We start from the raw sequence: 13513 nt of genomic DNA, 5'->3' as shown, positions 1-13513 counted from the left end.
ATGCCCGACCGCAATGTCGAGATCGAACTCAAGCTGCTGATCGAGGCCATCTACCTCAAGTACAGCTACGACTTCCGCGACTATTCCGGCGCTTCGCTCAAGCGCCGGGTATTGCTGGCATTGAAGCAGCTGCAGTGCCAGAGCATCTCCGAACTACAGCGAAAGATTCTCTACGATCCGCAGGCGTTCATGGAGCTGCTGCAGTACCTCACCATTCCGGTGAGCGAGATGTTCCGCGACCCGAGCTACTACCGGTCGCTGCGCGAGCACGTGGTGCCGGTGCTGCGTACCTACCCGTCGCTGAAGATCTGGATCGCCGGCTGCAGCACCGGCGAGGAAGTCTATTCGATGGCCATCCTGCTCAAGGAAGAGGACCTGCTGGAGCGTTCGATCATCTACGCCACCGACATCAACCCGCGGTCGCTGGAACAGGCGCGCCAGGGCATCTTCGCCATCGACCACCTACGTCAGTACACCGCCAATTACCAGCAGGCCGGTGGCACGCAGAGCTTTTCCGACTACTACACCGCCGCTTACGACTCGGCGATCATGGACAAGTCGCTGAAGGAAAAGGTTACGTTTGCCGACCATAGCCTGGCGACCGATAGCGTATTTTCCGAGACACAGCTGATTTCTTGCCGAAATGTGCTGATCTACTTCAATAAGCCGCTGCAGGATCGGGCGTTCGGCCTGTTCCACGAGTCGCTCTGCCACCGGGGCTTCCTTGGCCTTGGCAGCAAGGAGACCGTCGAGTTCTCGGCCTTTGCCGGTCTCTACGAGCCATTCGACAAATCGGAAAGGATCTTCCGCAAGCTATGAGCAGCGAGCAGGCTATCTTGCGCAGCAAACGGCAGCCGCCCATCGAGGCCGTAGTGATCGGTGCCTCGGCCGGCGGGTTGGAGGCGCTCGGCATGCTGCTCGACGATCTGCCGGCCAACTTCCGCCTGCCGATTCTGGTGGTGCAGCACGTTCCGGCCAACGGCCCGACCCACCTGGCCGAGATATTCGGCCGCCGGACCCGGTTACGGGTGAAGGAAGCCGACGACAAGGACGCGGTAAGTGGCGCCACCCTGTACTTCGCGGCGCCCGGCTATCACCTGCTGGCCGAGCGCGATCGCAGCCTGTCGCTGAGCCAGGACGATGCGGTGCATTTCTCGCGGCCGTCCATCGACGTACTGTTCGAGTCCGCCGCCGATGCATGGGGCGCGCAACTCGCCGGGTTGCTGCTCACCGGTGCCAATGAGGACGGCGCCGCGGGACTCGAGGCGATCCATCGTTGTGGTGGCCTGACCGTTGTCCAGGACCCAGCCGAAGCGGCGGTACCGACCATGCCGCGTGCCGCGCTCCAGCGCTTCGCGCCGGATTTCATCTTGCCTCTGCGCGACATCCACCGATTGTTGCGAGAACTGGAGTGACCATGCCCGACCATACCGACGAGGTGAATCTGCTGATCGTCGATGACCTGCCGGAGAACCTGCTGGCCCTGGATGCACTGCTGCAGGCGCCGGGCGTCAGGGTGTACCAGGCCGAGTCGGCCGAACAGGCGCTCGAACTGCTTCTGCGGCACGATTTCGCCCTGGCCATTCTCGATGTGCAGATGCCGGGCATGGACGGCTTCCAGCTGGCCGAGCTGATGCGCGGCACCGAGCGCACCAAGCAGATCCCCATCGTCTTCGTCAGCGCCGCCGGTCGCGAACTCAACTATGCCTTCAAGGGCTACGAGAGCGGCGCGGTGGATTTCATGCACAAGCCGCTGGACGCCCATGCGGTGCGCAGCAAGGTCAGCGTGTTCGTCGACCTGTATCGCGGGCGCAAGCGTCTGGCTCGCCAGCTCGATGCGCTGGAGCGCAGTCGCCGCGAGCAGGAAGTGCTGCTCGACGAACTGCGCAGCACCAAGGCCGAGCTGGAGAATGCGGTGCGCATGCGCGATGACTTCATGTCGATCGTCTCCCACGAGCTGAAGACCCCGCTAAACACCCTGATTCTCGAGGTGCAGCTGCGCAAGCTGCAGCTCGGTCGCAACAATCTCGAGGCCTTCAGCGAAGAGCGCCTGCGCAACATGGTGGACAAGGACGAGCGGCAGATTCAGAGCCTGATCCGGCTGATCGACGACATGCTCGACGTGTCGCGAATCCGTACCGGCAAACTGTCGATCCGCCCGGCGCAGATCGATCTCGCGCAACTGGTGGGCAACGTCGTGGAGAGTTTCGCAGCGCAGATGGAAGCCTGCGGCTGCGAATTGCGGCTGGAGCGAAACGAGCCGATCATCGGCGTCTGGGATGCCTTCCGTATCGAACAGGTGCTGGCCAACCTGCTGACCAATGCGATGCGCTACGGTGCCGGCAAGCCGGTGCATGTCAGTGTTGCGTCCTGTGCGGAGGGTGCGTGCATCGAGGTGCGCGACCACGGCATCGGCATCAGCCCGCAGAGTCTGGAGCGCATCTTCTGCCAGTTCGAGCGTGCCGAGGGTAGCGAAAGCAGCGCCGGACTCGGGCTTGGCCTGTTCATCGCCGACCAGATCGTCAGGGCGCACAACGGCCGCATCCAGGTTCACAGCGAGGAAGGTCAGGGCTCGCGGTTCCGCGTGCTGCTGCCATTGGGCAAGTAGCGCAGCGGCGGCACTCCAGCGGCGATATGGGCTCGGCCCGTCACGGGCCGCGCACCTCAGGACGAGCAGCTGATCTCCAGATGCTTGCCCCATTCCGGCGGGCGCTCGGCGTAGCGCTGCATGCCGGGCTGCTCATCGAACGGTCGGCTGAGCACCTGGTGCAATTCGCGCACCGGCCCGTAGTCGCCTTTCTCCGCCGCCTCGATGGCCTGCTGCGCCAGGTAGTTGCGCAGGATGTACTTCGGGTTGACCGCCTGCATGCGCGCCTGGCGCTCGGCCGGCGCGCTGCCCTCGCGTGCGGTGCGCGCGCAATAGTCCGCCGCCCAGGCATCGAAGCCCGGCAGATCGACGAAGTCCTCGCGCAGGCGGCGGACCGCCTGTTCGGCAGGACTCTCGCTGAGTTCGCGGAAGAAGTTCGTGTAATCCACGGCGCTGGCCTGCATCAGTTGCAGCAGACGGCGCACCAGTGCCTCGTCATCCGCCTCGGCCGCGGCGAAGCCCAGGCGTCGGCGCATCAGGTCGAGCCATTCGGCTTCGTACAGCGGTAGGAACAGCTCCATGGTTTCACGCAGCAGCTTGACCTCGACGAAGGGCGTCAGCGCCTGGGCCAGCGCTGCCAGATTCCAGTGAGCGATGGGCACCTGATTCTCGAAGGAGTAGCGGCCGGTATCGTCGGAGTGGTTGCAGATGAACCGCGCGTCGAAATCGTCGAGGAAGGCATAGGGGCCGAAGTCGAAGGTGATGCCCAGGATCGACATGTTGTCGGTGTTCATCACCCCGTGGCAGAAGCCGTAGGCCTGCCAGCGGGCGATCAGCGCCGCGGTGCGTTCGAGCACTTCGCGGAAGAACGCGTGGAATGGTTCGGGATGTTCCAGCAGGTCGGGAAAATGCGCCTCGATGACATGCTCGAGCAGCTGCTTCAGCTCGGCATGCTGGCGGGTGTAATAGAAGAATTCGAAATGGCCGAAGCGCACGTGGCTCGGTGCCAGGCGCAGCAGCATGGCGCCACGTTCCGGTCGCTCGCGGTAGACCGTTGTGTCTGAGCCGGTCACGCACAGCGCGCGGGAGCTTGGGATGCCCAGCGCATGCAGGTGTTCGCTGGCGAGGAACTCGCGGATCGACGAGCGCAGCACGGCACGGCCATCGCCCATGCGCGAGTAGGGCGTCTTGCCGGCACCCTTGAGGTGCAGGTCCCAGTGCTCGCCCGCTTCGTTGACCACCTCGCCGAGCAGCAGGCCGCGGCCGTCGCCGAGCTGCGGGTTGTAGCTGCCGAACTGATGACCGGAGTAAACCATCGCCCGCGGTTCGGCGGTGGACCAGATCTTGTGTCCGGAGAACAGCTCGGCGAACAGCGGCTGCTCGGCCTCGGCCGGATCCAGGTCGAGCAGGGCCATGGCCGCCGCGCTGACGACTACCAGGCGCGGTGCCTCGAGTGGTTGCGGCGGCACCTCGGTGGAGAATGTATCGCCAAGGCGGGCGAAGCGGTTGTCGAAGGTCAGTTGGGTCAGGGTCTTCAAGATCCCTCCGGCGCGACATGCAGGCAAGAATAGCCCGGCAATTGCCGGGCGTGTTCAGGTGGTTGGAGGCTGCGATCCGTCTGGGCGTTCCTCAGCCGCGATCGTCGGTCTCCGACTTCGGCGTATCGCCGGCCGGTTTCGGCGTGGTGCTGAGCTGCAACTGCTGGCCGGCGAAGTTCTTGAGGAACACATCGACCTGGCGGAAGGCGATGTTGATGCCGGCCTTGGCGAACTCGCGATCGATGAAGCGGTTGATCTCGTCGGTGGCCGGGTTGCGGTCGCCGAGATCGCGCACGTGGATGCGCAGCTCATGGTCCAGCGTGCTCTCGCCAAAGGTGAGGAAGAACACCTGCGGCTCCGGCTCCTTGAGCACCCGCGGATTATCCTGAGCGGCCTTGTAGAGCAGCTCCTTGACCTTCTCCAGATCCGAGCCATAGGCCACGCCGACCTTTACCGTCACCCGGGTGACGGTGTCGCTCAGCGACCAGTTGATCAGCTGGCCGGTAATGAAGGTCTTGTTCGGGACGATGATGTCCTTGCGGTCGAAGTCGGTGATGGTGGTGGCGCGGATGCGAATCCGGCTGACCGTGCCGGACAGGTTGCCGATAGTCACCACGTCGCCGATCCGTACCGGACGTTCGAAGAGGATGATCAGGCCGGAGATGAAGTTGGCGAAAATTTCCTGCAGGCCGAAACCCAGGCCCACCGAGAGCGCCGCCACCAGCCATTGCAGTTTGTCCCAACTGACGCCGAGGGTGGACAGCGTGGCAACGATGCCGAAGCCGGCCAGCGCATAGGACAGCAGCGTGGTGGTGGCGTAGGCGCTGCCCTGGGCCAGGCGCAGCTTGGACAGCACCATGACTTCCAGCAGGCCCGGCAGGTTGCGTGCCAGGGCCACGGTGATGGCGACGATCAGCAGCGCGCCGAGCAGGTTGTTCAGGCTGATCGCCGCGGTGGTGAGCGTCTCGCCGCTGCCGGTGGTGTATTCGTAGAGGGTGATGTTGTCCAGGTAGGAGACCACCGAGATCAGGTCCGACCAGACCCAGTACAGCGCCACCAGGAACACGCCGAACATGGTCAGGCGAGTCAGGCGCAGCGACTGCTGGTTGACCTGCTCGATGTCCAGCCCCGGTTCGCCCTGGGTTTCCACCGTGTCGCTGCCCTCGTCGACCTGCGTCTGGCGCTTGGCCAGCGCGCGCTTGTAGGCCAGGCGCCGTGCAGCCACTGTCAGCCCGCGGATCAGCGCGGCTTCGACGACGATCCAGATCATCAGCAGGTAGAGGGTGTCGATCAGCCGGTCGGTCAGCTTCAGGGCCGTGTAGTAGTAGCCAAAGCCGACTGCGACGATCAATGCGATCGGCAGCACGCTGAACAGCAGCCCGATCATCAGCCGCAGCGGCGGGGCGTTCTGGCTCGACGGGCCCTTGAGCAGCAGGCGATTGAGGCGCCAGCTCATCAACGCGAAGCAGGTCAGCACCACCAGGATGCCGAGGACGTCATCGGCCAGCCGCGCCGGTTGATGCTCGGCGACGCTGACCACGGCGACCAGGGCCATGACGATCAGCCCCAGTCGGCGGATTTCGTCACGCAGGAAGGCCACCTGCGGCCGTGACCAGCCGAAATGCAGCTCGGCTACACGCCCCGGCGAGAGCATGCGGTAGGCGCTGTAGAACACCAGCCAGGCCTGGGCCATTTCAAAAAGGGCGGCACCGAGGACGTAGTTCTGTCCGCGTGCGTCCATCTGCAGCAGGTAGCCGCATAGAGTCAGGAACAAGGCGCCGGGCAGTGCCAGCAGCAGGTTGAGCAGCAGCGCCAGTGGGGTGTGCAGCTGGCTATCGTTGCGGAAGTGACCGATTTCTTCGCTCAGCGAGCTGAGCTTGGCCTCGATCTTCCGACGCCACCAGAGCAGGGCGGCGATCAACAGCAGCAGCGGCAGGAAGAACAACGGGCGCTCCTTGAGCCCTGCCCCCAGTTCCTGCAGCGCGGACAGCCAGGGCATCGCCGCGAGCTGATTCTTCAAGCGCTGGGCGGCGCCCTGCAGCCAGTCGAAGTCCAGCGGCTTGTTGCTGGGAATCCAGAACATCTGCTCGTCGAGGGTATTGCTGAGCGCGCTGGCGGTGTCCTGCAGCTGCTTCTGGTTCAGCTGCAGGGTGATGGATGCGTTGAGCAGGGCATCCAGTTCGCGGTTCAGACGGTCGAGCAGCTCGCTGCGGGTGGTCGCCAGCTCCAGCAGGGTGCGCCGCAGTTCCGGCGTGACCTCCTCTTCGTTCTGCTGGGCGAGTAGCTGGTCGACGTAGGCAGAGGGGTTGCCTGCGGCTTCACGGCGCTGGTTCAGCTCGAACTGATAGAGGCGGATATCGGCGATCTCGTCGGCGAGATTCTTGTCCAGCTGCAGGCTCGGCAGCGCCTGCTTCTGCTGATAGAGAATGCGCGACAGCAGCAGGCTGCCTTCGAGCACGGCGATCTGCTCCTCCAGTGCCTGATCGGTCTGGTTGAGCGTGTCGAGCTGCTGGCGGGTCTGCAGATTCTGCTGGTTCAGACGGTTGAGGCGTTCGGTGGCGCGCAGCAGGTAATCGGAGAGCTTGAGGTTCTCGGCGCTTTCGGCGGCGAGCAGTTTGTCCGAGCCGGCCTGCTGCACCCGTGCCGAGAACTCCGCCACGGTCTGTTCCGATTCGGCCCGGCGCTTCTCGTTGATCAGGGTCTGCAGCGCCTGGGTTTCTTCCTCCGCACGCCGAATGCGCTCGGCCAGCAGATCACGGCGAGCCTTGCCGAGGTCCTGCAGCAGGCTGTTGCCGGCCAGCTCCTGACGACGCAGCTCGATCTGTGCCTCGAGCGAGGCGATCTCGGCATTGAGCAGCGCGCGGCGCTCCTCGCTCAGCGGCTTGCCGGATTCACGGCCACTCTTGAGCAGGTTGTTGATCTCCTGGATGCGCGTCTGCGCCGTACCGATCTGCGCCTGAGCGCGTTCGGGGCGTGTCTGCGCCGAGATGATCATGCTGTTGGCCGAGCTGTATTGCTTCTGCCATTCCGCCAGTTCCTCGACCCGCGCGCTCAGGCGCTGTTCGAGCGCATCCACCGACTGGCTGGCATAGCGCTTGGCAGGATCCTCGTCCGGGCTGGCCTTGAGCTTGGCCAGTTCGCGCTGGGCTTCGGCGATCTCCTTCGGCGCCTGCGCCAGTTGCGTCTTCAGCTCTTCGAGGCGGGCCTTGCTGGTTTCGGTCTGCTCGACCATGCGGAGGGTTTGTTCGCCCAGCGATTGTTGGGCGGGCTTCGCTTCGCCTTCGGCACTGGACGGTGTGCCGGTGAGGCTGTCCAGCGATTGGGCATGCAAAGGGGCGACGAACAGGCAGAGCGTCGAGAGCAACAGCGTGCGCAGAAGTGACATGAGGGCAGTGACGTAGCGGATGACCGGAAAGAGCGGAAGTCTACGGACTGTGCCGGCCCAGCGCGAGTACCCGACAGTCGACCGGCAGATGAGCGGTGAGGCCGCGTCAGCCGGCGGCTGTACTGGCATCAGAACATCAGTTGCGGGCCGGGCTTGTCGCCTTCGGGAAACTTCAGGCCGACCTTGCGCACTTCACCGGCGTCCATGGCCGCCACGGTCCAGGTCAGGCCGTTCCATTCGACCTGATCACCCACCACCGGCCGACCACCGACCTCGTCGGCCATGAAGGAGCCGATGGTCTGCTCGCCGTCGACGTCGCCGAGCTTGAGCCCGTAGAGCGCGGCGATGGCGCTGAGCTGGGCGTCGGCTTCGAGGATGAAGTCGCCGAAGAAGCGCAGGTCCTGGCCGCGCTTGGGCGCCTGGCTGAACAGCTTGCCGAGGGCCGGCAGGTCTTCGTCGTGGCCGATCACGCAGAGGATGTCGTTCACCTGCAGACGGGTGCTGCCCGACGGGTGCAGCAGCTCCTTGCCGCGGAACAGCGCAGCAATGCGAGTTCCGGGTGGCATCTTCAACTCGCGCAGGGCGGCGCCGACGCACCATTTGCTGGCGCTCAGGCGGTAGACGAACATCTCCCACTGGCTGGTGGTGTGCACCTGCAGCCCGGTGCGCGAGACCGGCATCGGCGATGGCGGGACCTCCACCTTGGCCTTTTTCGCCGCCCAGGCCAGGGTCGAGCCCTGCAGCAGCAACGATACGAGGACGATGAAGAACGCCACGTTGAAGAACAGCTGGGCGTTCTCCAGCCCGGCCATCAGCGGGAACACCGCGAGGATCACCGGCACCGCACCGCGCAGGCCGATCCAGGAGATGAACAGGCGCTCGCGCAGGTGGAAGCTGCGAAACGGCAGCAGGCTGACGAACACCGCCAGCGGCCGGGCGAAGAGGATCATCCACAGCGACAGCGCCAGTGCCGGCAGGGCGATGGGCAGCAGCTCGCTGGGCGTGAGCAGCAGACCGAGCACGAGGAACATGCCGATCTGGCTGAGCCAGGCCAGACCGTCGAACATGTGCAGGATGCCGTGGCGGTTGCGGATCGGGCGGTTGCCCAGCAGCAGGCCGCAGACGTAGATCGCCAGGATGCCGCTGCCGCCAATCGCGCCGGACAGGGCGAAGATCATCAGGCCGCCGGCCACCGCCAGCAGCGGATAGAGGCCGTCGGCCACCGACAGCCGATTGATCAGCTGCAGCAGCAGCCAGCCACCGAGCAGGCCGAGCACGGTGCCGATGCCGAACTGCTGCAACAGGTTGAGCAGGAAATCCCAGCCGAACGTGGTCTGCCCGGCGAGCAGCATGTCGATCAGCGCGACGGTGAGGAACATCGCCATCGGATCGTTGCTGCCCGATTCGATCTCAAGCGTCGAGCCGACCCGTTCGTTGAGGCCCTTGCCGTTGAGCAGATTGAACACCACGGCGGCATCGGTGGAGCCGACGATCGCACCGATCAGCAGGCCCTGCAGCAGCGGCAGGTCGAACAGCCAGGCGGCGGCGAGGCCGGTCAGGCCGGAGGTGATGGCGACGCCCAGGGTGGCCAGGGAAAAGGCAGGTTTCAGCGCGACGCGGAAGGTCGCGGTGCGCGTGCGCATGCCGCCATCGAGCAGGATCACCGCCAGCGCCAGGTTGCTGATGACGAAGGCGAGCTGGTAGTCCTCGAAGACGATGCCGCCGATGCCGTCGACGCCGGCGAGCATGCCCACGGCGAGGAAGATGACCAGGATCGGTACGCCGAGGCGATTCGACAGCGAACTCATCAGGATGCTGGCAGCAACCAACAAGGCACCGATAAAAAACAGGTGGTTGATGTTGCCGACGTCCAAATGCGCTCTCCCCGGTCATTGCGGCCCCATGCAGGGGGCATGCCAGCGATTCTAACCTGATGATTTGACGGGCTGTCAAAAAAACGCCCCGCATTGTGCGGGGCGCTGTAACAGGATTTCTAGCGGCTTAGAACCAGGCGTCCTGCATGCCCAGGCAGGTGTCGTCGCGGGCTTCGAGAATGGCAAGCTCATGGGCGCAGCCCGGTACCTCCCAGGTCAGGAAGTAGCGCGCCGCCTGCAGCTTGCCACGGTAGAAGTCAGCATCGGCCGGATTGCCCTCGGCCAGCCCGCGTTCGGCGCGCAGCGCCTGTTCCAGCCAGCGCCAGCCGACCACGGCATGGCCGAACACCTTCAGGTATAGCGCCGAGTTGGCCAGGGTCTGGTTGACCTTGCCGGCCATCAGGTCGCCGAGCAGCGCCTGGGTCACGCTGGTGAGGCGGGCGATGTGCTGCTCCAGCGGCTGGCGCAGTGCGCTCAGCGAGTCGTATTCGGCGGCGTGCGCGCAGCTGGCCTGGATCAAACCGAGCAGCTGGCGCAGGCCGGCGCCCTTGTTCTGCATCAGCTTGCGGCCGAGCAGGTCCAGCGACTGGATGCCGTGGGTGCCTTCGTGGATCGGATTGAGGCGGTTGTCGCGGTAGTACTGTTCCACCGGGTATTCGCGGGTGTAGCCATGCCCGCCAAGGATCTGGATCGCCAGTTCGTTGGCCTTGAGGCAGAACTCCGAGGGCCAGGATTTGACGATGGGCGTGAGCAGGTCGAGCAGCTCGCCGGCGTTGCGCCGCTCCTCGTCGCTCTCGGCGGTGTGCTCGTCGTCCACCAGGCGTGCCGAGTACAGGCCGAGATCGAAAGCGCCTTCGACATAGGCCTTCTGCGTCAGCAGCATGCGCTTGACGTCGGTGTGTTCGATGATCGGCACCTGGGTCGAAGCCGGGTCCTTGCCGTCCGGCAGGCGACCCTGCGGACGCTCGCGGGCGTAGTTCAACGAGTAGAGGTAGCCGGCGTAGCCGAGCATGATCGCGCCCATGCCGACGCCGATGCGCGCCTCGTTCATCATCTGGAACATGTAGGCCAGGCCCTTGTGCGGCTCGCCTACCAGATAGCCGACGCAGTTGCCGTTGTCACCGAAGTTCAGCGCGGTGCTGGTGGTGCCGCGCCAACCCATCTTGTGGAACAGCCCGGCGAGCAGTACGTCGTTGCGTTCGCCCAGCGAGCCGTCGTCGTTGACCAGGAACTTCGGCACGATGAACAGGCTGATGCCCTTCACTCCGGGCGGCGCGTCCGGCAGCTTGGCCAGCACCATGTGCACGATGTTTTCCGATAGCGGGTGGTCGCCGCCGGAAATGAAGATCTTGTTGCCCTTCAGGCGGTAGCTGCCGTCACCGGCCGGTTCGGCGCGGGTGCGGATGTCCGACAGCGAGGAGCCGGCGTGCGGCTCGGTGAGCGCCATGGTGCCGAAGAAGCGGCCATCGATCATCGGCTGCAGGAACAGGCGCTTCTGCTCGTCGGAGCCGAAGGCCTCGATCAGGTGAGCCGCACCCATGGTCAGCATCGGATAGGAGCTGGTGGCGATGTTGGCCGACTGGAAGTGGGCGAAGCAGGCGCGCGACAGCAGGTTGGGCATCTGCATGCCGCCGTCTTCGAAGTTGCGTCCGGCGTTGTGGAAGCCCGCCTCGATGAAGGCATCGACCGCCGGCTTCACCTCGGGAATCAGCACGGCCTCGCCGTTCTGGTAGACCGGTTCGTGCTCGTCGGACTTGCGGTTGTGTGGGGCGAAGTACTTCTCGGCGATGGTACGTGCGGTGCCGAGGGCGGCATCGAAGGTTTCGCGGCTGTGCTCGGCGAAGCGCTCGCGGCGGGTCAGGGCTTCGGCGTCGAGCACTTCGTAGAGTTCGAAAGCCAGGTTGCGCGGGCAGAGCAGGGTCTCGGTCATGGTCAACCTCCATTTTTATCGACCCGAGTCTAAGGACGGCGGTTTTCCGTTGCCTAGCTCCATCCATTGCACTGATGGAGCGTCAACACGGTCGCTCTCGTCTGCTAGCCGAGCAGCTGGCGCATCAGCGAGGCGAGTTCGCCTTCGGCCAACCCGGCGGCCTGCAAGTGCGCCAGTGCCGCTTCGCGGTGCGTCGCCAGTTGCTGGCGCGCGGCCTGCGGACCGAGCAGCGAGACCACCGTGGCCTTGGCCCGATCCTGCTGGCAATCCTTGCCGGTCTGCTCGGGACTGAGGCCGTCGGCGATGTCGTCGAGCAGCTGGAAGGCCAGGCCCAGTTCGACGGCGAAACCGTGAAGATGCCGCATCAGCGTTCGATCGGCCCCGACCAGCAGCCCGGCCAGGGTCAGCGCAGCGCTAAACAGGGAGCCGGTCTTCAATTGGTTGGTGGTGGTGGCTGCATCGAGTGGGTGAGCCTGTTGCTGCGCACCGTGCAGGTCGCGGAACTGCCCTCGCACCAGGCCCTGCGCACCGACGGCGCGAGCCAGGATGGCGACCGCTTCGTTGCGCTGTCTGGGCGTCAGGCCCGGCGCGGTGGCGGTGATGCCGTAGGCGTGGCTGAGCAGGGCCACCGAGGCGAGTACGGCGACGTCTTCGCCGAAACGCAGGTGCAGGGTCGGCTGGCCGCGGCGCAGGCTGGCGTTATCCATGCAGGGCATGTCGTCGAGAAACAGCGACGCGGCATGGATCATCTCCAGCGCACAGGCCGGATCCAGGCCGATGGTCGGGTCGCTGCCCAGGTCGCCGAGGGCCAGCAATAGCAAGAGCGGCCGCAAGCGCTTGCCGGGTGCCAGGGTGCCCTCGCGAAGCGCGAGCGTGACCGTGTCCAGCTCCGATTCGGGAAACGGCAGGCGCAGCGCCAGGCGCTCGTCGACTTGCCGGCGCAGGCGCAGCAGGCTGTCGCATGACGGGAGCGGGAGGCTGGTATTCGGCGTTTGCATGGCGCTGCCCTCGCTGGCGTCCCGGCACGAGCCAGGATGGCGGATAGGTTGTACAACCTGATGGGCGGTTTGACAGAAACTTGTACAACTCGTGCCATCGCATAGCACTTTTTTCAGGTCATCACGTCCAATGAAGTCATTCCGGGGAGCCGATTCCATGAGCAAGCAATCGCTGGTCAGCCGCAAGAACGATCATCTGGACATCGTCCTCGATCCCGGGCGCGCGGCGATCGCAGCAGGGAACGGTTTCGCTGCCTTCCGCTTTGAGCACTGCGCCCTGCCCGAGTTGCACCTGGACCAGATCGACCTGCGCAGTCAGCTGTTCGGGCGGCCGCTACAGGCACCGCTGCTGATCAGCTCCATGACCGGTGGCGCAGCGCGCTCGGCGGCAATCAACGCGCATCTGGCCGAGGCCGCCCAGCAGTTGGGTATCGCCATGGCTGTCGGCTCGCAGCGGGTGGCGCTGGAAACCGCGGGCGACCAGGGGCTCACCGGCCAGTTGCGCCAGCTGGCGCCGGACATCCTGCTGCTGGCCAACTTCGGCGCCGCCCAGCTGGTGCGTGGCTATGGCGTGGACGAGGCGCGGCGGGCGGTGGAGATGATCGAAGGCGACGCGCTGATCGTGCACCTCAACCCGCTGCAGGAGGCCGTGCAGGCCGGCGGCGATCGGGACTGGCGCGGCGTGCTGCAGGCGATCGAGGCACTGGCCGCGCGCCTGCCGGTGCCGGTGGTGATCAAGGAAGTCGGCGCGGGTATATCCGCAGCGGTGGCCCGGCGACTGGTCAATGCCGGGGTGGCCGCCATCGATGTGGCTGGTGCCGGCGGCACCAGTTGGGCTGCGGTGGAGGCCGCGCGGGCGGCAGACGCCAGCCAGCAGGCCGTCGCCCAGGCCTTCGCCGACTGGGGCATACCCACGGCGCAAGCACTGCTGGCGGTGCGAGAGGCCTGCCCGAACACGCCGCTGATCGCCTCCGGCGGTATCCGCGATGGCGTCGAGGCGGCCAAGGCGATCCGCCTGGGCGCCGATCTGGTGGGGCAGGCGGCCGGCGTGTTGCAGGCGGCGATGCACAGCAGCGAGGCGGTGGTCAGCCATTTCGAGGTGCTGATCGAGCAGTTGCGCATCGCCTGCTTCTGCACCGGCTCGGCCGATCTCGCCGCGCTGCGACAGGCGCGGCTGCTGCAGCTGTCCGCCTGCTGATGC

9 protein-coding genes are annotated in these 13513 nt (G+C 65.4%); 4 read left to right on the top strand and 5 right to left on the bottom strand.

All coding sequences use genetic code 11. From position 1 onward, the window contains the following. The 3 genes from OUY36_RS19920 to OUY36_RS19910 are packed head-to-tail and all read left to right on the top strand — an operon-like array spanning window position 1 to window position 2608. Complete coding sequence (locus OUY36_RS19920) at window positions 1-819, top strand: CheR family methyltransferase (RefSeq protein WP_063540763.1); 819 nt, start codon at window positions 1-3, stop codon at window positions 817-819. Beyond that, window positions 816-1415 (top strand): chemotaxis protein CheB, encoded by a 600-nt coding sequence (locus tag OUY36_RS19915; protein WP_267935705.1) that lies wholly within the window; start codon window positions 816-818, stop codon window positions 1413-1415. The genes OUY36_RS19920 and OUY36_RS19915 overlap by 4 nt, the downstream gene beginning before the upstream one ends. A 2-nt stretch (window positions 1416-1417) precedes the next feature. After that, window positions 1418-2608, top strand: coding sequence for a hybrid sensor histidine kinase/response regulator (locus tag OUY36_RS19910; RefSeq protein WP_267935703.1), 1191 nt, complete (start codon window positions 1418-1420; stop codon window positions 2606-2608). 56 nt (window positions 2609-2664) lie between these two features. Here OUY36_RS19910 and selO read toward each other — a convergent pair whose 3' ends face one another. From selO to OUY36_RS19885, 5 genes are all read right to left on the bottom strand, one after another. Beyond that, a complete protein-coding gene (gene selO, locus OUY36_RS19905) occupies window positions 2665-4125 on the bottom strand; it encodes a protein adenylyltransferase SelO (RefSeq protein WP_267935701.1) in 1461 nt (486 codons plus the stop codon). A gap of 91 nt (window positions 4126-4216) precedes the next feature. Continuing rightward, on the bottom strand, window positions 4217-7510 hold the full coding sequence (gene mscK / locus OUY36_RS19900; protein WP_267935699.1) for a mechanosensitive channel MscK: 3294 nt from the start codon (window positions 7508-7510) through the stop codon (window positions 4217-4219). Between the two features lie 128 nt (window positions 7511-7638). Then, window positions 7639-9384, bottom strand: a complete 1746-nt coding sequence (locus OUY36_RS19895) for a potassium/proton antiporter (RefSeq protein ID WP_267935697.1) — start codon at window positions 9382-9384, stop codon at window positions 7639-7641. A gap of 127 nt (window positions 9385-9511) precedes the next feature. Further along, the gene (locus OUY36_RS19890; protein WP_267935695.1) at window positions 9512-11314 is read right to left on the bottom strand and encodes an acyl-CoA dehydrogenase; all 1803 of its coding nucleotides are present in this window, start codon (window positions 11312-11314) and stop codon (window positions 9512-9514) included. Window positions 11315-11418: 104 nt separating this feature from the next. Then, the gene (locus OUY36_RS19885; protein ID WP_110778917.1) at window positions 11419-12312 is read right to left on the bottom strand and encodes a polyprenyl synthetase family protein; all 894 of its coding nucleotides are present in this window, start codon (window positions 12310-12312) and stop codon (window positions 11419-11421) included. A gap of 157 nt (window positions 12313-12469) precedes the next feature. Between OUY36_RS19885 and fni the strand changes: the two genes are divergently transcribed. Continuing rightward, window positions 12470-13510, top strand: coding sequence for a type 2 isopentenyl-diphosphate Delta-isomerase (gene fni, locus OUY36_RS19880; RefSeq protein WP_161612569.1), 1041 nt, complete (start codon window positions 12470-12472; stop codon window positions 13508-13510). Window positions 13511-13513: the final 3 nt, after the last annotated feature.

Origin of the sequence: Stutzerimonas sp. R40042, from assembly GCF_026642215.1 — a bacterium.
GTDB lineage: Bacteria > Pseudomonadota > Gammaproteobacteria > Pseudomonadales > Pseudomonadaceae > Stutzerimonas > Stutzerimonas frequens.
Note: the sequence above shows the minus strand (reverse complement) of the source record. Positions and strands in the feature narration are given on the sequence as shown.